This is a genomic window from Pseudomonas sp. DF5, assembly GCF_058148225.1.
Map to the genome: position 1 here is coordinate 45,065 of NZ_JBYVYM010000023.1, position 20,636 is coordinate 65,700.

Consider the following 20,636-nt stretch of genomic DNA (forward strand, 5'->3'; position numbering starts at 1 on the left):
TCGCACAAATCAAATGTGGGAGCGGGCTTGCTCGCGAAGGAGGCTCAACATTCAACGTCTGAGTTGACTGTTATACCTCTTTCGCGAGCAAGCCCGCTCCCACATTGGGTATCCCGCGCTTGCCGAAGCGCGATCAGATCAGAGACCGTAGCTCATCAGACGCTCGTAACGACGGGTCAGCAGCGCGTCGTTGTCGAACTTCTTCAACATCGCCAGTTGCGAGCTCAGCTCGGCGCGGATCGAGGCAGCGGCAGCCGCCGGATCACGATGAGCGCCACCCAACGGCTCGCCGATCACTTTATCGACAATGCCCAGGCCCTTCAGACGCTCGGCAGTGATGCCCATCGCTTCAGCGGCATCCGGGGCTTTCTCGGAAGTTTTCCACAGAATCGAGGCGCAACCTTCCGGCGAAATCACCGCGTAGGTCGAATATTGCAGCATGTTCAGCTGATCGCAGACGCCAATGGCCAGCGCACCACCGGAACCACCCTCACCGATCACGGTGGCGATGATTGGGGTTTTCAGGCGAGCCATGACGCGCAGGTTCCAGGCAATCGCTTCGCTCTGGTTGCGCTCTTCGGCATCGATGCCAGGGTAAGCGCCCGGGGTGTCGATGAAGGTCAGGATCGGCATTTTGAAACGCTCGGCCATTTCCATCAGGCGACACGCCTTGCGGTAGCCCTCAGGGCGCGGCATGCCGAAGTTGCGGCGAACCTTCTCGCGCACTTCGCGACCTTTCTGGTGACCGATAACCATCACCGGCTGGTCGTCCAGACGAGCAACACCGCCAACGATGGCAGCGTCGTCGGAGAAGTGACGGTCGCCGTGCAACTCATCGAACTCGGTGAAGATGTGTTCGATGTAGTCCAGGGTGTACGGACGTTTAGGGTGACGCGCCAGACGCGCGATCTGCCAGCTGGTCAGCTTGCCGAAGATGTCTTCGGTCAGCGTGCTGCTCTTGTCCTGTAGGCGGGAGATCTCATCGCCGATATTCAGCGAATTGTCATTACCGACCAAGCGCAACTCTTCGATCTTGGCTTGCAGGTCGGCGATCGGCTGTTCGAAATCTAGAAAATTCGGGTTCATAGGCGTCCGTCTAGGGTCGCGTCCAAGAGAGCTTGGGCCGGCCGGTTGTCTATTCGCGCCCTACCTTAAGGGACAGGCGCGTTCAGGTCGAGATTAAAAATTCGGGTCGGGATCAGGCGCGTTCCCATGGTAAGGAATGACGCCTGACCGTCAACGGTATTGGAGGAAGACGTTGTCTCGCCCGAACTGGTCACGCAGGGCTTGAATCAAGGCATCCGCCGGGTCGATCCGCCAGGTCTCGCCAAACTGCAACAAGGCCTTCGCATCGGGGCTGGTGTAGTCCATGGTGATCGGGCACGCACCGCGATGACGCTTCAACAACTCGCCCAACCAGCGTAGCTGATCGCCCTTGAGGTCCTTGGCATGCAACTTCAGGCGCAGGCTTTCCGCCAGGTTGGTGCGCGCATCTTCCATGCTCATCACCCGCTTGACCCGCAACCGCAGGCCACCGGAGAAATCGTCGTTGCTGACTTCGCCTTCGACCACCACCATCGCATCGGTCTGCAACAGCGACTGCGCGGAGTGGAATGCATCGGCGAACAACGAGGCTTCGATCCGCCCGGAGCGGTCGTCGAGGGTGATGAAGCCCATCTTGTCGCCCTTTTTGTTCTTCATCACTCGTAGGGCGATGATCATGCCCGCGACCGTTTGCGTGTCGCGAGCCGGCTTCAGGTCGATGATGCGCTGACGGGCGAAGCGACGGATCTCGCCTTCGTATTCGTCGATCGGGTGGCCGGTGAGGTACAGGCCCAAGGTGTCTTTCTCGCCTTTCAGGCGTTCCTTGAGGGTCAGTTCCTTGGCCTTGCGGTGATTGGCGTAGACGTCGGCGTCTTCTTCAACGAACAGACCGCCAAACAGATCGGCATGGCCACTGTCGTGGGTCCGCGCGGTCTGCTCGGCCGCCTTGATCGCCTCTTCCATGGCCGTCAACAACACCGCGCGGTTGCGATCGATGTTGGCCTGATAGGCTTTCTGCTCATCGTGGAAATACGGGCCAAGGCGGTCCAGGGCACCACTGCGGATCAAGCCGTCGAGGGTGCGCTTATTGATGCGCTTGAGATCGACCCGCGCGCAAAAATCGAACAGGTCCTTGAACGGCCCGTCTTGCCGGGCCTCGGTAATCGCTTCGACCGGACCTTCGCCCACGCCCTTGATCGCGCCCAGACCGTAAATGATGCGGCCTTCGTCGTTCACCGTGAACTTGAACTCCGAGGTGTTCACGTCCGGCGCGTCGAGGCGCAGCTTCATGGTCCGCACTTCTTCGATCAAGGTCACGACCTTGTCGGTGTTGTGCATATCCGCCGACAGTACCGCGGCCATGAACGGCGCCGGATAGTGGGCTTTCAGCCACGCGGTCTGGTACGACACCAGGCCGTAGGCAGCGGAGTGGGATTTGTTGAAGCCGTAACCGGCGAATTTTTCTACGAGGTCGAAAATGTTACCGGCAAGGTCAGCGTCGATATTGTTGGTGGCGCAACCTTCAATGAAACCGCCGCGCTGCTTGGCCATTTCTTCGGGTTTTTTCTTACCCATGGCTCGACGCAGCATGTCCGCGCCGCCAAGGGTGTAACCGGCCATGACCTGGGCAATCTGCATCACCTGTTCCTGATACAGGATGATGCCGTAAGTCGGCGCCAATACCGGCTTGAGGCCTTCGTACTGGTAGTCCGAGTGCGGGTACGCGAGTTCGGCGCGACCGTGCTTACGGTTGATGAAGTCGTCCACCATGCCCGATTGCAGTGGCCCCGGACGGAACAGGGCCACCAGTGCGATCAAGTCTTCCAGGCAGTCGGGCTTGAGCTTTTTGATCAGCTCTTTCATGCCGCGCGACTCGAGCTGGAACACCGCGGTGGTTTCGGCTTTTTGCAGCAGCGTGTAAGTCGGTTTGTCATCCAGCGGGATGAACGCGATGTCCAGCGGCGGTTCGTTGACCTTGGCGCGGTCGCGGTTGATGGTTTTCAGCGCCCAGTCGATGATCGTCAGGGTCCGAAGCCCCAGGAAGTCGAACTTCACCAGACCGGCAGCCTCAACGTCATCCTTGTCGAACTGGGTTACCAGACCGTCGCCCGCTTCGTCGCAATAGATCGGCGAGAAGTCGGTCAGCTTGGTCGGCGCGATGACCACACCACCGGCGTGCTTGCCGACGTTACGCACAACGCCTTCGAGCTTGCGCGCCATCTCCCAGATTTCCGCGGCTTCTTCATCGACCTTGATGAAGTCGCGCAGGATTTCTTCCTGCTCGTAGGCTTTTTCCAGGGTCATGCCGACTTCGAACGGAATCATCTTCGACAGACGATCTGCCAGACCGTAGGACTTGCCCTGCACCCGCGCCACGTCACGGACCACAGCCTTGGCCGCCATGGAACCGAAGGTGATGATTTGGCTTACCGCGTTGCGGCCGTATTTTTCGGCCACGTAATCGATCACGCGGTCGCGACCGTCCATGCAGAAGTCGACGTCGAAGTCGGGCATGGAAACCCGTTCCGGGTTAAGGAAACGTTCGAACAGCAGGTCATATTCCAGCGGGTCGAGGTCGGTGATCTTCTGCACATAGGCCACCAGCGACCCGGCACCCGACCCACGGCCAGGCCCCACCGGTACGCCGTTGTTCTTGGCCCACTGGATAAAGTCCATCACGATCAGGAAGTAACCGGGGAACCCCATCTGGATGATGATATCCAGCTCGAAATTCAGCCGGTCGACATAAACCTGACGCTTGGCTTCGTAGTCTTCGGTGGTGTCTTTGGGCAGCAGAACGCTGAGGCGCTCTTCCAGACCGTCGAAGGAAACCTTGCGGAAATACTCGTCGATGGTCATGCCATCGGGAATCGGGAAGTTGGGCAGGAAGTGCTTGCCCAGCTTCACTTCGATGTTGCAGCGCTTGGCGATCTCGACCGTGTTCTCCAGCGCCTCAGGCAGGTCGCTGAACAGCTCGGCCATTTCCTCGGCGCTTTTGAGGTATTGCTGATCGCTGTAATTCTTCGAACGCCGCGGATCGTCGAGGGCGCGGCCTTCACCGATGCAAACGCGGGTTTCGTGGGCTTCGAAGTCTTCCTGCTTGATGAAGCGCACGTCGTTGGTCGCCACCAGCGGCGCGCCGATTTTCTCGGCCAGGGCCACGGCGCCGTGCAGATGTTCTTCGTCGTTGGGGCGGTTGGTGCGCTGGATTTCCAGATAGAAACGATCCGGGAACACCGCCATCCACTCGCGAGCCAGGGTTTCGGCTTCGTCCGGGTTGCCGCCGAGCATCGCCAGACCGATTTCGCCCTCTTTCGCCGCCGACAGCATGATCAAGCCTTCGCTGGCTTCGGCCACCCACTCGCGCTCGATGATGATCGAACCATTGCGCTGGCCGTCGATGAAACCACGGGAGATCAGTTCGGTGAGGTTGCGATAACCTGTGGCGTTCATCGCCAGCAGGCTGATCCGGCTCAAGGGGTTGTCCGGATCCTTGTTCGACAGCCACAGGTCGGCGCCACAGATCGGCTTGATCCCGGCGCCCATGGCGGCTTTATAGAATTTGACCAGGGAACACATGTTGTTCTGGTCGGTGACCGCCACGGCAGGCATGTTCATACCGACCAGGGTCTTGACCAGCGGTTTGATCCGCACCAGACCGTCGACCAGGGAATATTCAGTGTGCAGGCGTAGATGAACGAATGAAGCCGGCATAGTGATCCTGTCTAGAAACTAGAAACGTGAAGACAACAAGGCCCGGATTGTACCGGGCCTCGAGAAAAACATCAGCCTGCGACTAACCCTCGATCAGGTTTTCCCGCGCTTCATACGCCAGGCGTACCGGGGCGAACGAGCGGCGGTGAATCGGTGTCGGCCCCAGACGCGTCAGCGCCTCCAGATGAACAGGCGTCGGGTAGCCTTTGTGGCCACCGATACCGTAACCGGGGTAAATCAGTTCGAACGCCGCCATTTCACGGTCACGGCTGACCTTGGCCAGAATTGACGCCGCTGCAATGGCCGGGACCTTGCCATCACCCTGGATCACCGCTTCGGCGCGCATCGAAAGCTTCGGGCACCGGTTGCCATCAATCATCGCCAGTTTCGGCTGAATGTGTAGCCCTTCGACCGCACGCTGCATAGCCAGCATGGTGGCATGGAGAATGTTCAACTCGTCGATTTCTTCGACTTCGGCACGAGCGATGCACCAGCTCAGGGCTTTTTCGCAGATTTCATCGTAAAGCGCTTCGCGGCGAGCTTCCGTGAGCTTTTTCGAGTCATTGAGGCCGAGGATGGGTCGGCTTGGATCGAGGATCACCGCCGCCGTCACCACGGCACCGCACAGCGGGCCGCGACCGACTTCATCGACCCCTGCGACCAGATCTTCAACTTCATCGACCAACATAAAATCCAGGCCCAGCTGCTTGCTTGCTTTGCTCATTATGCTCCGCCAATCAGGCTCAGTACCGCGTCCGCTGCCTGATTGGAGGCGTCCAGTCGCAGGGTTCGGTGGATTTGGTCAAAACCTCGGGTCTGCTCCTCGCCACCTTCGATCAGTGGCGACAGAGTCTGGGCCAAGGCTTCGACAGTCGCATCGTCCTGCAACAACTCTGGCACCAGCAGGCGCTGGGCCAGCAGATTCGGCAACGAGACGTAGGGACTCTTCACCATCCGTTTGAGAATCCAGAACGTCAGCGGTGCCAGGCGATAAGCGACCACCATCGGCCGCTTGTACAGCAATGCTTCCAGGGTGGCGGTGCCCGAAGCGATCAACACCGCGTCGCACGCCGCCAGCGCCAGATGGGATTTGCCGTCGAGCAAAGTCAGCGGCAGATCGCGACCAGCCAGCAGCTCTTCCAACTGGGCCCGACGCTCCGGACTGGCGCACGGCATGACGAATCGCACGCCCGGACGCATGGCCCGCAGGCGCTGAGCAGTGTCGAGGAACAACGCACCGAGGCGCCCGACTTCACCGCCACGACTGCCCGGCATCAGGGCAACCAACGGCCCGTCCGGCAAACCGAGTTCGGCCCGCGCGGCGGCGCGATCGGCCTCAAGCGGGATCGCATCGGCCAGGGAATGCCCGACAAACCGTACCGGCACGCCCTTCTCTTCATAAAATTTAGCTTCGAACGGGAACAGCGTCAGCATCAGGTCGCAACCTTCGCGAATCTTCAGCACTCGCTTCTGTCGCCAGGCCCAGACCGACGGGCTGACGTAATGCACGGTCTTGATCCCGGCCTGACGCAGCTTGAGTTCGATATTGAGATTGAAGTCCGGGGCATCGATACCGATGAACACGTCCGGCTTCTCGGCGATCAGGTCCGCAACCAGTTTCTTGCGACGGGCCAACAGCTCGCGCAAACGGCCCAGCACTTCGACCAGCCCCATGACAGAAAGGCGTTCCATCGGGAAATACGAGGTCAGGCCTTCGGCTTGCATCAGCGGACCGCCGACACCAATGAACTCGACCGCCGGATGCTGTGCCTTGAGCGCACGCATGAGACCCGCGCCCAGAATGTCACCGGAAGCCTCACCCGCCACCAGCGCTATACGCAGATTGGCCATGATTAGCGGGTGATGCCGCGGGTCGAAGACTGGATGGAATCACGGAACACCGCGACTTCCGGGAACTGCAGCGAGGGTTCGGCCAGCTCGGCGAGCGCTTGCTCGACTGTCAGGCCCTGACGGTAAACCACCTTGTAGGCACGACGCAGTGCGTGGATCGCTTCCTCGCTGAAACCGCGACGACGCATGCCTTCGAAGTTCATGCTGCGGGCTTCGGCCGGGTTGCCGAATACCGTGACGTAGGCTGGAACGTCCTTGCCGATGGCAGTGCCCATGCCGGAAAAGCTGTGAGCGCCAATGTGGCAATACTGATGAACCAGGGTGAAACCGGACAGGATCGCCCAGTCTTCAACGTGCACATGGCCGGCCAACGCGGTGTTGTTGACCAGGATGCAGTGGTTGCCGATAACGCTGTCGTGACCGATATGGGCATAGGCCATGATCAGGTTGTGATCGCCCAGGGTCGTTTCCGAACGGTCCTGAATGGTCCCTCGGTGAATCGTCACGCCTTCACGGATGACATTGTGGTCACCGATGACCAGACGGGTTTCTTCGCCCTTGTATTTCAGATCAGGCGTGTCCTCGCCTACCGAAGAAAACTGATAGATGCGGTTGTGCTTACCGATTCGGGTCGGGCCCTTGAGAATCACATGCGGCCCGATCACTGTTCCCTCGCCGATTTCCACACCTGCGCCGATGATCGACCAAGGGCCGACTTCGACGTCGTCGGCCAGGACGGCCGTCGGATCGATGATTGCGCGAGGGTCAATCAAACTCATAGTTTGCGTTCCGCACAGATGATTTCAGCAGAGCAGACTGGCTTGCCATCGACCGAAGCCTGGCACTCGAACTTCCAGATCTGACGCTTGCAGCTGATGAACTTGGCTTCAAGGATCAATTGATCGCCCGGCAGCACAGGCTGACGGAAGCGCAGTTTGTCGGAGCCGACAAAGTAGTAAAGGGTGCCGTCGGCCGGTTTCACGTCAAGCATTTTGAAACCAAGGATCCCGGCAGCCTGAGCCATTGCTTCGATGATCAGTACGCCCGGCATGATTGGATGCGCGGGGAAGTGACCATTGAAGAACGGTTCGTTGATGCTGACATTCTTGTAGGCGCGAATGCGCTTGCCTTCCACATCCAGATCCACGACCCGGTCCACCAGCAGGAACGGGTAACGGTGAGGCAGGTATTCGCGAATCTCGTTGATGTCCATCATTTCGGGGGGAAGCCTATGTAAAGATTGGGAGCGCGCGACTGACGCGCACTCCTCTAGCAAATCAAGGGAGGCAGTCTAGCGGCTGTGCACACTTGATATGGAAATGGTATCAGCCATCTGATGAAGCATTACCGTCAGGGGTCACGTCCCCTACACGCTTTTCCAGCTGTCGCAGACGTCGCGCGATGTCATCGAGCTGACGGATACGTGCCGCGCTTTTGCGCCATTCGGCTGCCGGTTGCATCGCCGTACCGGAAGAATAGGACCCCGGCTCGGTAATCGAGTGGGTCACCATGGTCATCCCGGTCAGGAAAACGTTGTCGCAAATGTCGATATGCCCTACCAGCCCTACGCCACCGGCGAGCATGCAATGCTTGCCGATTTTGGTGCTGCCGGAAATTCCCACGCACGCGGCCATGGCAGTGTGATCACCGACCTGGACGTTGTGGGCAATCTGAATCTGGTTGTCGAGCTTTACACCATTACCAATGACGGTATCGGCCAACGCGCCGCGATCGATAGCGGTATTTACGCCTATTTCCACGTCGTCTCCGATCGAGACGCCACCGATCTGGGCAATTTTCTGCCAGACACCTTTCTCGTTGGCAAAACCGAAGCCTTCACCACCGAGCACGGCACCGGATTGAATCACTACCCGTTTGCCGATGCGTACATCGTGATACAGCGTGACGCGCGGGGCCAACCAACCGCCCTCGCCGATTTCGCTGCGTGCACCGATGAAGCAATGCGCACCAACGGTCACACCGGCACCAATACGCGCTGCACTTTCGATGACTGCAAAAGCACCGATGCTCGCCGCGGGATCGACCACCGCATCCGCTGCCACGACCGCTGTCGGATGGATACCGGCCGGCGCCTTGGGCTTGGGATCGAACAGATGGGAAATGCGCGCATAAGCCAAATATGGATCAGCCACCACCAGCGCATCACCGGCAAAACCTTCAGCGTCGGCGGCCTTCAGCAACACAGCTGCGGCCTCGCTGTCAGCCAGGTATTTACGGTATTGAGGATTTGCCAGAAAGCTCAACTGAGCTGGGCCAGCCTCTTGCAAAGTGGCCAGCCCAGTAATTTCTTTCTCCGGGTCGCCACGCAAGGTGGCGCCGAGGAACTCGGCCAGCTGGCCGAGCTTTATGGTCGCTGTCATGGGTTACTTCAGCTGATTCATGCGCTCGATAACCTGGCGAGTGATGTCGTACTGAGGCTTGACATCAATCACTGCGCCACGCTCGAAGACCAGGTCATAAGCACCTTTCTTGATGACTTCTTCCACAGCGCTGTCCAGTTTCGGCTTGAGCTGCTTCAGCATTTCACGGTCGGCAACGGCTTTGGCTTCGTTCAATTCCTTGGACTGGAACTGGAAATCACGGGCCTTTTGCTTGAACTCGAGTTCCAGGCGCTCACGCTCGCCTTGCTGCATCTTGTCGCCACCGGCCATCAGACGGTCCTGGATACCCTTGGCGCTGCTTTCCAGGCTCTTGAGCTTGGTCAGTTGCGGGCCGAATTTTTTCTCGGCATCCACGGCGTATTTCTTCGCCGCGTCGGATTCCAGCAGCGCCATCTGATAGTTCAGAACGGCGATTTTCATATCGGCAAAAGCCGGACCTGCTACCAGTACGGTCGCCAGGAGAACCAATTGAGTCAACTTACGCACGATGCACTCCTACAAAATCCATTGTCGTTATCTTGGGTCAGACGCTTAGAACGTCTGGCCGAGGGAGAATTGGAACACTTGAGTCTCGGCATTGCTGTCCGGTTTCTTGACTGGCATAGCCAAGGCAAAGCTCAACGGACCAAGGGCAGTAACCCATGTCACACCGACACCCACCGAACTGGCCATATTGCTCAGGCTGACGTCGTTACACTGAGTGTTGGACTTGGAACCATCGGCGTTAGTGCTCTGCTTGCAAGTCGAATCGAACACATTACCCACGTCCCAGAATACCGAAGTGCGCAAGGAACGCTGATCTTTCACGAACGGCAGAGGGAATAGAACTTCTACACCACCCTGAATCAGGACGTTACCACCAAACGGTAGTGGATCCTGGTCCGGGTCGGTTGCGGTGCCCGGGTTCACGCCCCGGCTCGGCGTACTACGAGGCCCCAGGGTGCTGTCCTTGAAGCCACGAACCGAGTTGAAACCACCGGCGTAATAGTTCTCATAGAACGGCAAGCCGTCGGTCGAACCATAGCCATCGCCATAGCCCAGCTCGGTGTGGAGGCGCATGGTGTAGTTTTCAGACAACGGCTGGAACAATTGACCGCGATAATCGAGCTTGAAGAACGACAAGTCGCTGCCTGGTGTCGTGGCTTCCGCGGTAAAGCTCTGGGAGTGGCCACGGGTCGCCAGTACCCCTTTGTTCAAAGTAGATTCAGACCAACCGGCCGATGCCTTGAAGTTGAGGTACTGATCACCTTCCTTGTTAACGAAGTCGAAGATTTCGTCGACGGTGTAAAGACCCGTCTTGATCTTGTCTTGTTGTGCAGACAAACCAAACGTCAGACGGGAAGTCTCGCTGATCGGGTAACCAACGTTGACACCTGCGCCCAGGCTGTCTACGGCGTAGCTGGCTACGTTGACATCGAGGTCTTTGTAGTCGGTCGTACGATAGAAAGCGTTGTAACCCAGGCTCACACCGTCAGCTGTCCAGTAGGGGTCGACATAACCGAAGTTATAACGGCTTTGGTACTGACTGCGAGTCAAGCCGATGCTGACCTTGTTACCGGTACCCAGGAAGTTGTTCTGGGTGATCGAACCACCGAGGATCAGACCGGCGCTCTGTGCGAAACCGACGCTGGCGGTAATCGAACCGGAGGCCTGCTCTTCGACGCTGTAGTTCACGTCAACCTGGTCATCGACGCCCGGTACAGCCGGCGTTTCGACGTTGACTTCCTTGAAGAAGCCCAGACGCTCAAGACGGGTCTTGGACTGGTCGATCAGGTAGGTCGAAGCCCAGCCGCCTTCCATCTGACGCATTTCACGGCGCAGCACTTCGTCTTCGGACTTGGTGTTACCACGGAAGTTGATGCGGTTCACATAAGCCCGCTTACCCGGATCGACAGCGAACGTGATATCGACCGTGTGATCTTCATCATGAGGCTGAGGCACGCCGTTGACGTTGGCGAAAGTGTAGCCCTCGTTACCCAGGCGGCGGGTGATCAGTTCGGAGGTGGTGGTCATCAGCTTGCGCGAGAACACCTGGCCTTTCTGAACCAGCAGCAGGGACTTGACCTGGTCTTCAGGCACTTTCAGGTCGCCGCTGAGTTTCACGTCACGAACGGTGTACTTCTCGCCTTCGTTGACGTTGACGGTGATATAGACGTGTTTCTTGTCCGGGGTGATCGACACCTGGGTCGAAGCGATATCCATATTGATATAGCCACGGTCCAGGTAATAGGAGCGCAGACGCTCCAGGTCACCGGAGAGCTTTTCACGGGCGTACTTGTCATCGTTCTTGAAGAACGACAGCCAGTTGCTGGTCTTGAGTTCGAACAGGTCGATCAGGTCTTCGTCAGGAAAGACCGTGTTGCCCACCACGTTGATGTGCTGGATCGCCGCTACGGTGCCTTCGTTGATGTTGACTTTCAGGGCTACGCGGTTTCGCGGCTGTGGCACCACTTCGGTGTCGACGGTAGCCGAGTAGCGGCCCTGAGCGACGTATTGGCGCTGCAGTTCGTTACGTACACCTTCGAGGGTGGCGCGCTGGAAGATCTCACCTTCGGCCAGACCGGATTGCTTGAGGCCCTTCATCAGGTCTTCAGTGGAGATCGCCTTGTTGCCTTCGATCTCGATACTGGCGACCGACGGACGCTCGACTACAGTGATGACCAGGACGTTGCCATCGCGGCCCAGCTGGATATCTTGAAAGAACCCGGTTTTGAACAGCGCACGAGTGGATTCCACCAGGCGACGATCATCCGCCTGCTCGCCGACGTTCAACGGCAAGGCACCAAAGACACTACCCGCGGAGACCCGCTGGAGGCCATTGACGCGAATATCAGAGATAGTGAAGGACTCGGCGTGAACTTCGGCGATCATCAATACGGTGAGAACCGCAGTTAGCAGCAGACGTTTCATGAAGTCCTTTCTTATTCCAACTGGCAATAAAAACTGCCGCAAAATGCGGCAGATTCGCAATTCAGCGAAGCGTTACAGTCGACCCAGATCATTGACCAGAGCAAGCAACATCACCCCGACCACCAAACTGATACCGATCTGTATCCCCCAACTTTGCACCCGATCTGACAAGGGACGACCACGCGCCCACTCGATCAGATAAAACAACAAATGCCCCCCATCCAGTACAGGAATGGGCAGCAAATTCAGAACACCCAGGCTAATACTCAGATAAGCAAGGAAATTCAGGAAATCAGCGACGCCCGACTGGGCAGAAGCGCCCGCCACTTTAGCAATGGTTATCGGTCCACTCAAGTTTTTTACCGAGAGCTCGCCGAACAACATTTTCTTGAGCGAATCGAGGGTCAGCACACTCATGGTCCAGGTGCGCCGGGCACCCTCCCCAATCGCAGCCACCGGACCGTAACTGACCTCGCGAATCATCTCTGGCGGCCAATCAACCGCTTTCACCCCAGCCCCCAGGTAACCACTGGGCGCTTTGCTCTCGCCGCGTGCGGCCAGCGTCACAGGGACGTCGATTTGAGCACCATCGCGCTCAACGCGCAGCATGATTTTGTTACCCGGATGCATGCGGACGATATCGACCACCTGCTGCCAGTCATCCAGCGCCTTGCCATCAAGGGCCAACAGGCGGTCACCGGCTTTCAGGCCCGCAGCCTTCGCTGGCCCTTTCGGATCAATTTCGGCCAGCACCGGTGGCAATACCGGACGCCACGGACGAATACCCAGGGAGTGAATCGGATCCGGCTCATCAGCGCCCTTGAGCCACTTGTCCAGCACCAGCTCACGGGGCGAATCGACCGTGGAGCCCTGTTCGCGGACCAGTAACTGAAGGGAACCGCTCTCGCCCAGACGACGGACCAGTTGCAGGTTCACTGCAGCCCAGCCGGAAGTTGGCTCGCCATCGATGGCAATAATTTCCTGTCCCGGGCTTAAACCTGCCCTGGAGGCGATACTGCCGGACTCGACCGCGCCGATAACCGGGCGCACCTGCTCGCTGCCCAGCATTGCCAATGCCCAGAAAAACACCATCGCCAGTAGAAAGTTGGCGATCGGGCCGGCCGCCACGATGGCAATACGCTGACGGACGGACTTGCGATTGAAAGCGTGATCGAGCTGATCGGTCGGAACTTCGCCTTCGCGCTCGTCGAGCATTTTCACGTAGCCACCCAGCGGGATGGCGGCGACCACGAATTCGGTGCCTTTGCTGTCATGCCAGCGCAGCAGCGGCATGCCGAAGCCCACGGAGAAACGCAGCACTTTGACCCCACAGCGACGTGCGACCCAGAAATGGCCGAATTCGTGGAAGGTGACCAGCACGCCCAGTGCTACCAGGGTGCCGACAATCATATAGAGCGCGCTCATCTACTTTCTCCCGCAATCCTATCAGTGCTGCATGGGCCAACGTGTTGCAACACTTATCGCCCGTGACGACTCAACCATTGCCCGGCCAGTACCCGTGCTTTCGCATCGGCCGTAAACACTGCCTCGAGATCATCAACCGCAACTACAGGCTCGAGGTTCAATACTTCCTCGATAATACTCGCGATTTCCAGATAGCGAACCCGTCCGTCGAGAAAGGCTGCCACAGCCACTTCATTCGCAGCATTGAGCATGGCCGGCGCGCTGTTACCAGCCTCGGCAGCTTGACGCGCAAGGCGCAGACAAGGGAAACGCTCTTCATCAGGCGCCTGGAAATCCAGGCGAGCGATGGCAAACAGATCCAACGGTGCAACACCCGAGTCGATCCGCTCTGGCCAGGCCAGGGCATTGGCAATCGGCGTGCGCATATCCGGATTGCCTAACTGCGCCAGCACCGAACCATCGATATAGTCGACCAGTGAATGAATCACGCTTTGTGGATGAACCACTACTTCGACCTGAGAGGGGGTGGCGTCGAACAGCCAGCAGGCCTCGATCAGCTCGAGCCCTTTGTTCATCATGCTGGCCGAATCCACCGAAATCTTGCGCCCCATGGACCAATTCGGGTGGGCACACGCTTGCTCGGGGGTAACATGCGCCAGTTCGGCCAGGGGTGTCTGTCGGAACGGACCGCCAGAGGCTGTCAGTAAAATCCGGCGGACACCGACCGCGCCCAACCCACGAGAGAAATCCTGTGGCATGCACTGGAAAATCGCGTTGTGTTCGCTGTCGATCGGCAGCAATACCGAACCGCTTTTACGCACGGCCTGCATGAACAGCGCACCAGACATCACCAGCGCTTCTTTATTGGCCAAAAGAATCTTTTTGCCGGCCTCGACCGCCGCCAGGGTCGGACGCAAACCCGCCGCCCCGACGATCGCCGCCATCACCGCATCGACTTCCGGGGCGGAAGCGACCTGACATAAGCCCTCCTCCCCCACCAGAACGCGGGTCGACAAGCCAGCTGCACGCAACTCGTCCTGCAAGCCTCGGGCAGCGCCAGATTCCGGCACGACCGCAAAACGAGGTGCATGACGCACGCACAGCGCCAGTAGCTCACTCAAACGAGTGAAACCACTCAAGGCGAAAACCTGATAGCGCTCGGGATGACGGGCGATGACGTCGAGAGTGCTCAGCCCAATCGAACCGGTCGCCCCCAGCACGGTAATCTGTTGTGGGCGACTCACGATGCCGCCATCCACAGCAACACAGCGAACACCGGAATCGCCGCTGTCAGACTGTCGATGCGGTCCAGCACACCGCCGTGCCCCGGCAGCAGATTACTGCTGTCCTTGATGCCCGATTGGCGTTTGAACATGCTTTCGGTGAGGTCGCCCACCACTGAAATGAACACGATGACCGCCGCACCAAACAGCCCCATCAGCATCTGAGCGAAACTCCAGCCCCGTGCAAAACCGACGATTGCCGTGATCACCAGACTCAGCAGCAAGCCGCCGTACACGCCCTCCCAGCTCTTGCCAGGGCTGACCTGTGGCGCCAGCTTGCGCTTGCCGAAAGCCCGGCCGGAAAAGTACGCACCGATATCGGCACCCCAGACCAGCACCATCACCGCCATAATCAGCCAATTGCCCAAGGGCTCCTGCTTGATCAGGATCAGACCTTGCCAGGCTGGCAACAGAATCAACAAACCGATCGCCAGCTTGCAGGCGGCGCTGGCCCAGTGTTCGCTGGACCGTGGATAAGTCAGCACCAGGTACGTCGCCACACCCCACCAAAGCACCGAGGCGCCCAGCACCCAAGGCGCGAGCCCCGGCAGGATGTGCATGACAAACAGCATCAGCGCGACCACAGCTGCAAAAGCAACACGGATCGCCTGGCCAGCAAAACCTGCCAGGCGTGCCCACTCCCATGCCCCCAGCGTCACCACCAGCCCGATAAACAGCGCAAAACCGGACCCTTCAAGCAGGAAAAACCCGCACAGGGCAATCGGCAGCAGAATCAGTGCCGTGATGATTCGTTGTTTAAGCATTAAACCCGGGCTCCAGACTCGACCTGCTCGCTCGTTTTACCGAAGCGACGCTGGCGAGAAGCGAAATCGGCCAGCGCATTGCGCATGGCGTCGTGTTTGAAGTCCGGCCAGAACAGGTCGGAGAAGTACAACTCGGCGTAAGCCAGTTGCCACAGCAGGAAGTTACTGATGCGATGCTCGCCACCGGTACGGATACACAAGTCCGGCAACGGCAGATCGCCGGTCGCCAGACAGGTTTGCAACAGCTCCGGGGTGATGTCTTCGGGACGCAGATGCCCAGCCTGGACTTCACGCGCCAGACGCTGAGCGGCTTGCGCGATATCCCACTGACCGCCGTAGTTGGCGGCGATCTGCAGGATAAAGCGGTTAGCACCGACGGTCATCGCCTCAGCTTCGCGCATGGCAGCTTGAAGCTCCGGATGAAAACGCGAACGGTCGCCGATGATGCGCAAACTGATGTTGTTGTCATTCAGGCGCTTGGCCTCGCGACGCAACGCCTTAAAGAACAGATCCATCAAGGCACTGACCTCATCGGCCGGGCGCTGCCAGTTCTCACTGGAGAATGCGAACAGGGTCAATACCTCAACCCCGGCCTCAGCACACACCTCGATGACCGCACGAACTGCATCCACACCCGCTTTATGCCCGGCGACACCCGGCATAAAGCGTTTTTTCGCCCAACGATTATTGCCATCCATGATGATCGCGACATGGCGCGGCACCGCGGACGGCGCAGTCTGCTTGGTCTTGTCCATTTGAAACTCGACCCTTATACGGCCATCAGGTCTTTTTCTTTTTCCGCTAATTTAGCGTCGATTTCAGCCACGAACTTCTTGGTCAGATCGTCGATCTCGCCAGTGGCGCGACGCTCTTCGTCTTCGCTGATTTCTTTTTCCTTGACCAGATCCTTCAGCGAGCTGTTTGCATCACGACGGATGTTGCGCACGGCAACACGGGCATCCTCAGCCACATCACGAGCCTGCTTGGTGAAGCCCCGGCGGGTTTCTTCGGTCAGGGCCGGCATGGAGATCAGCAACAACTCACCCAGGTTAGTCGGGTTGAGGTTCAGACCAGCACTACCGATGGCCTTGTCGACCGCGCCCAGCATGTTGCGCTCAAAGGCGACAACTTGCAGGGTACGAGCGTCCTTGACGGTGATATTCGCCACTTGCTTGATCGGGGTGTCGGAGCCGTAGTACGGAACCATCACGCCTTCCAGAATGCTTGGGTGCGCCTGGCCTGTACGGATACGGCCGAAGTTGTGCACCAGCGATTCTACGGACTTCTGCATGCGCTCTTTAGCGTCTTTCTTGATTTCGTTGATCATTGTTGAACTTCCTCGATCAGGGTTCCTTCAGCGCCGCCATGTACGATATTCAGCAGGGCGCCGGGTTTGTTCATGTTAAACACGCGCAACGGCATCTTGTGGTCGCGGCACAGGCAAATGGCCGTCAGATCCATCACGCCCAGCTTGCGATCCAGTACTTCATCGTAGGTCAGATGATCGAACTTCTCGGCATGCGGGTCTTTGAACGGGTCAGCGGTGTAAACGCCATCGACCTTCGTTGCCTTGAGCACGACATCGGCATCGATTTCGATTGCACGCAGGCAGGCAGCCGAGTCCGTAGTGAAGAACGGGTTGCCGGTACCGGCCGCGAAAATCACGACTTCCTTGGAGTTCAAGTGGCGCATGGCTTTGCGGCGATCATAGTGATCGGTCACGCCAACCATGGAAATGGCCGACATTACGATGGCCGAGATATTGGCACGTTCCAGCGCGTCGCGCATCGCCAGGGCGTTCATCACAGTGGCCAGCATGCCCATGTGGTCGCCAGTGACCCGATCCATGCCGGCTGCGCTGAGCGCTGCGCCGCGAAACAGGTTGCCCCCACCGATCACCAGACCGACCTGAACACCGATGCCAACCAGTTGGCCAACTTCCAGCGCCATGCGATCCAGAACTTTCGGATCGATCCCGAACTCTTCCGAGCCCATCAGGGCCTCGCCGCTAAGCTTGAGTAGAATGCGTTTATAGCGAGCCTGATAACCACTGCCCTGCTGAGCCATTGCGAATCTCTCCTGCGGCGTATTTTAAAAATTCTTTGCGAGCTGTTTACAGCTGGCGTTCACTCTAGCTTGGCGCTGCTTCAGCGCCATCGGAACATGGCTTTGTAAGCCAGTTCCAAAAGGAAACCAAATAAAATTGGCAACCCCATCTGAAAAGAGGCTGCGCGCGTAAGCGGGCAGCCTCTTCAGGGCGACAGTTAAAAAACCGTCTTATTGCTTGCTGGCAGCCAGCTGGGCAGCAACTTCTTCTGCGAAGTTGTCTACTGGCTTCTCGATGCCTTCGCCTACTTTGAAGTAGGTGAAGGAAACGATTTCAGCACCGGCTTTCTTGGCCAGGTCGCCGACCTTGATTTCAGGGTTCTTGACGAACGCCTGCTCAACCAGGCTCGCCTCAGCCAGGAACTTGCTGATACGGCCTTTGACCATGTTTTCAACGATGTTTTCTGGCTTGCCAGCGATCTTGTCAGCGTTGAGGGTCAGGAACACGCCTTTCTCGCGCTCGATCGCTTCAGCGGAAACTTCCGACGGCAGCAGGAATTCAGGGTTGGTAGCCGCTACGTGCATAGCGATGTCCTTGGCCAGCTCAACGTCGCCGCCCTTGAGAACAACCGCAACACCAATCTTGTTGCCGTGCAGGTAGCCACCAACAACATCGCCTTCAACGCGAGCCAGGCGACGAATGTTGACGTTTTCGCCAACCTTGCCAACCAGAACCAGACGATCAGCTTCACGCGCTTCGATCAGCGGAGCAGCATCGGTCAGTTTGTCAGCGAACGCTTTTTCAATGCTGGCAGCAACAAATGCCTTGAAGTCGTCCTGCAGAGCCAGGAAGTCGGTCTGCGAGTTCACTTCCAGCAGAACGGCGGATTTACCGTCTTCCTTGAGAGCGATTGCGCCTTCAGCGGCAACGTTGCCAGCTTTCTTGGCAGCCTTGATGGCGCCCGAAGCGCGCATGTCATCAATGGCTTTTTCGATGTCGCCGCCAGCCTTGGTCAAGGCCTTTTTGCAGTCCATCATGCCTTCGCCAGTACGCTCGCGCAGTTCTTTGACCAACGCTGCAGTAATCTCTGCCATTTTCAAATTCCTCTTGGATAGGTTTTCAACCATTCCACCCGATCGAACGGGCGATCAATTCTTCCCGAACCACCCTTGTTAGCTGCCGCACGTTACAGATAAAGCAGTGGGCGCCGACAAATGGTTTTCGAGGTGGCAAAAAGGGGGCCAAGCCCCCTTTTTGCTTACTGAGTCAACGCCAGGGCGTCAATTACTCAGCTGCTGCCTGAGTTTCTTCAGCAGCGAACTCTACAGTGCCGCCAGCAACATTGTTGCGACCACGGATAACAGCGTCAGCCATCGAACCCATGTACAGCTGGATAGCGCGGATTGCGTCATCGTTGCCTGGGATGATGTAGTCAACGCCTTCCGGGCTGCTGTTGGTATCGACTACGCCGATAACCGGGATGCCCAGCTTGTTGGCTTCGGTGATCGCGATGCGCTCGTGATCAACGTCGATAACGAACAGAGCGTCTGGCAGACCGCCCATGTCCTTGATACCACCCAGGGAACGATCCAGCTTCTCAAGATCGCGAGAACGCATCAGCGCTTCTTTCTTGGTCAGCTTGGCGAAAGTACCGTCTTCGGCTTGCACTTCAAGGTCACGCAGACGCTTGATGGAAGCACGGATGGTTTTGAAGTTGGTCAGCATGCCGCCCAACCAGCGGTGATCGACGTACGGCGAACCGCAACGTGCTGCTTCTTCAGCAACGATCTTGCCAGCGGAACGCTTGGTGCCGACGAACAGAATCTTGTTTTTGCCCTGAGCCAGACGCTCTACGAAAGTCAGCGCTTCGTTGAACATTGGCAGGGTTTTTTCAAGGTTGATAATGTGAATCTTGTTACGCGCGCCGAAAATGTACTTACCCATTTTCGGATTCCAGTAACGGGTTTGGTGACCGAAGTGCACACCGGCCTTCAGCATATCGCGCATGTTGACTTGGGACATGATAGTTCCTTAATAAGTCGGGTTTGGCCTCCACGTATCCCAATGACCAACCAGCAGCATCAGCTGAAGGCACCCAGGTCATCGTGTCGACACGTGTGTGGATTTAAGCTTTTCAGGGTATCCCCGGAAAGCGGCGCATTTTATATCACAAGGCCGGAAAAAACGGAACCCGGATTCTGAAAACCTGGCGAATGCTTTTGATCCCGCCCTTGGAATCCCCCAAGAATGCGCCATCCTATAGAGAGAAGCGATGCACAGAAGCTCAGATTTGCCCTGATCGTCTGGTAGAATTGCGTTTTTCAGGGCCGCGACGATCGTTCGCGCAATGCCCATTTCGTTTTAGAAGGCGCCATTGAGCGCAGAGAGAGCCTGTATGACCGTCACCCTCAAAACCCCAGAGGACATCGCAAAAATGCGGATCGCCGGCAAATTGGCCGCCGATGTGCTGGAAATGATTGCCGATTATGTCAAGCCGGGCGTTACCACCGAAGAGCTGGACCGCATCTGCCACGACTACATCGTCAACGAGCAGAAAGCCATTCCTGCCCCGCTCAACTACAAGGGCTTTCCGAAGTCGATCTGCACCTCGATCAACCACGTGGTCTGCCATGGCATCCCGAACGAGAAGCCGTTGAAGGATGGCGACACGCTGAACATCGACGTCACAGTGATCAAGGACGGCTACCACGGCGATACCAGCCGCATGTTCCACGTCGGCACCGTGCCAGTCTGGGCCGAGCGTCTGTCCCAGGTGACGCAGGAATGCATGTACAAGGCCATCGAACTGGTCAAACCCGGCTGCCGCTTGGGCGATATCGGTGAAGTGATCCAGAAGCACGCGGAAAAGAACGGTTTCTCGGTGGTTCGCGAGTTCTGCGGCCACGGCATCGGCAAGGTGTTCCACGAAGAACCGCAGATCCTGCACTACGGCCGCGCCGGCACCGGCATGGAACTGAAAGCCGGCATGACCTTCACCATCGAGCCGATGATCAACCAGGGCAAGGCCGACACCAAGGTGCTGGGCGACGGCTGGACCGCGATCACCAAGGACCGCAAGTTGTCGGCGCAATGGGAACACACCCTGCTGGTGACCGATACCGGCTACGAGATCTTCACCCTGCGCAGCGACGACACCATCCCGCGCGTTTCGGCCTGATCGCGCCCGCTCCGTTCC

18 protein-coding genes are annotated in these 20,636 nt (G+C 58.0%); 1 reads left to right on the forward strand and 17 read right to left on the reverse strand.

Going from position 1 to position 20,636, the window contains the following annotated elements; translation table 11 throughout:
• Window positions 1–138: 138 nt before the first annotated feature.
• The 17 genes from AC30D7_RS20500 to rpsB all read right to left on the reverse strand — a co-directional run bounded on the left by AC30D7_RS20500 (window position 139) and on the right by rpsB (window position 19,462).
• Complete coding sequence (locus tag AC30D7_RS20500) at window positions 139–1,086, reverse strand: acetyl-CoA carboxylase carboxyltransferase subunit alpha (protein WP_490135267.1); 948 nt, start codon at window positions 1,084–1,086, stop codon at window positions 139–141.
• Window positions 1,087–1,236: 150 nt separating this feature from the next.
• The gene (dnaE, locus tag AC30D7_RS20505; RefSeq protein WP_490135268.1) at window positions 1,237–4,758 is read right to left on the reverse strand and encodes a DNA polymerase III subunit alpha; all 3,522 of its coding nucleotides are present in this window, start codon (window positions 4,756–4,758) and stop codon (window positions 1,237–1,239) included.
• A gap of 82 nt (window positions 4,759–4,840) precedes the next feature.
• Window positions 4,841–5,482 (reverse strand): ribonuclease HII, encoded by a 642-nt coding sequence (gene rnhB, locus AC30D7_RS20510; protein WP_019581018.1) that lies wholly within the window; start codon window positions 5,480–5,482, stop codon window positions 4,841–4,843.
• Window positions 5,482–6,609 carry a lipid-A-disaccharide synthase gene (gene lpxB / locus AC30D7_RS20515; protein WP_490135269.1) on the reverse strand — a complete coding sequence of 376 codons (1,128 nt, stop codon included), beginning with the start codon at window positions 6,607–6,609 and terminating at the stop codon, window positions 5,482–5,484. The genes rnhB and lpxB overlap by 1 nt, the downstream gene beginning before the upstream one ends.
• A gap of 2 nt (window positions 6,610–6,611) precedes the next feature.
• Window positions 6,612–7,388, reverse strand: a complete 777-nt coding sequence (gene lpxA, locus AC30D7_RS20520; RefSeq protein ID WP_490135270.1) for an acyl-ACP--UDP-N-acetylglucosamine O-acyltransferase — start codon at window positions 7,386–7,388, stop codon at window positions 6,612–6,614.
• On the reverse strand, window positions 7,385–7,825 hold the full coding sequence (fabZ, locus tag AC30D7_RS20525; RefSeq protein WP_007940511.1) for a 3-hydroxyacyl-ACP dehydratase FabZ: 441 nt from the start codon (window positions 7,823–7,825) through the stop codon (window positions 7,385–7,387). The genes lpxA and fabZ overlap by 4 nt, the downstream gene beginning before the upstream one ends.
• A gap of 109 nt (window positions 7,826–7,934) precedes the next feature.
• Complete coding sequence (gene lpxD / locus AC30D7_RS20530) at window positions 7,935–8,990, reverse strand: UDP-3-O-(3-hydroxymyristoyl)glucosamine N-acyltransferase (protein WP_490135271.1); 1,056 nt, start codon at window positions 8,988–8,990, stop codon at window positions 7,935–7,937.
• Between the two features lie 3 nt (window positions 8,991–8,993).
• Complete coding sequence (locus AC30D7_RS20535) at window positions 8,994–9,497, reverse strand: OmpH/Skp family outer membrane protein (protein WP_007940508.1); 504 nt, start codon at window positions 9,495–9,497, stop codon at window positions 8,994–8,996.
• A 45-nt stretch (window positions 9,498–9,542) separates the two neighbouring features.
• The gene (gene bamA, locus AC30D7_RS20540; protein WP_490135272.1) at window positions 9,543–11,921 is read right to left on the reverse strand and encodes an outer membrane protein assembly factor BamA; all 2,379 of its coding nucleotides are present in this window, start codon (window positions 11,919–11,921) and stop codon (window positions 9,543–9,545) included.
• A gap of 72 nt (window positions 11,922–11,993) precedes the next feature.
• Window positions 11,994–13,346 (reverse strand): sigma E protease regulator RseP, encoded by a 1,353-nt coding sequence (gene rseP / locus AC30D7_RS20545; protein WP_490135273.1) that lies wholly within the window; start codon window positions 13,344–13,346, stop codon window positions 11,994–11,996.
• Between the two features lie 53 nt (window positions 13,347–13,399).
• Window positions 13,400–14,590 carry a 1-deoxy-D-xylulose-5-phosphate reductoisomerase gene (gene ispC / locus AC30D7_RS20550; RefSeq protein WP_490135274.1) on the reverse strand — a complete coding sequence of 397 codons (1,191 nt, stop codon included), beginning with the start codon at window positions 14,588–14,590 and terminating at the stop codon, window positions 13,400–13,402.
• Complete coding sequence (locus AC30D7_RS20555) at window positions 14,587–15,393, reverse strand: phosphatidate cytidylyltransferase (RefSeq protein ID WP_490135275.1); 807 nt, start codon at window positions 15,391–15,393, stop codon at window positions 14,587–14,589. The genes ispC and AC30D7_RS20555 overlap by 4 nt, the downstream gene beginning before the upstream one ends.
• Window positions 15,393–16,148: a polyprenyl diphosphate synthase gene (gene uppS / locus AC30D7_RS20560; protein WP_490135276.1), complete on the reverse strand. Its 756-nt coding sequence runs from the start codon at window positions 16,146–16,148 to the stop codon at window positions 15,393–15,395. Before uppS ends, AC30D7_RS20555 begins: the two co-directional genes overlap by 1 nt.
• Before the next feature lie 14 nt (window positions 16,149–16,162).
• Window positions 16,163–16,720: a ribosome recycling factor gene (frr, locus tag AC30D7_RS20565; RefSeq protein WP_490135277.1), complete on the reverse strand. Its 558-nt coding sequence runs from the start codon at window positions 16,718–16,720 to the stop codon at window positions 16,163–16,165.
• Window positions 16,717–17,460: a UMP kinase gene (gene pyrH, locus AC30D7_RS20570; protein WP_003198235.1), complete on the reverse strand. Its 744-nt coding sequence runs from the start codon at window positions 17,458–17,460 to the stop codon at window positions 16,717–16,719. The genes frr and pyrH overlap by 4 nt, the downstream gene beginning before the upstream one ends.
• A gap of 210 nt (window positions 17,461–17,670) precedes the next feature.
• Complete coding sequence (gene tsf, locus AC30D7_RS20575) at window positions 17,671–18,534, reverse strand: translation elongation factor Ts (protein ID WP_018927018.1); 864 nt, start codon at window positions 18,532–18,534, stop codon at window positions 17,671–17,673.
• 190 nt (window positions 18,535–18,724) lie between these two features.
• Window positions 18,725–19,462 (reverse strand): 30S ribosomal protein S2, encoded by a 738-nt coding sequence (rpsB, locus tag AC30D7_RS20580; protein WP_003222119.1) that lies wholly within the window; start codon window positions 19,460–19,462, stop codon window positions 18,725–18,727.
• 373 nt (window positions 19,463–19,835) lie between these two features.
• On the opposite strand from rpsB, the gene map reads away from it, so the two are divergent.
• Window positions 19,836–20,618, forward strand: a complete 783-nt coding sequence (gene map / locus AC30D7_RS20585; RefSeq protein ID WP_018927020.1) for a type I methionyl aminopeptidase — start codon at window positions 19,836–19,838, stop codon at window positions 20,616–20,618.
• Window positions 20,619–20,636 lie beyond the last annotated feature (18 nt).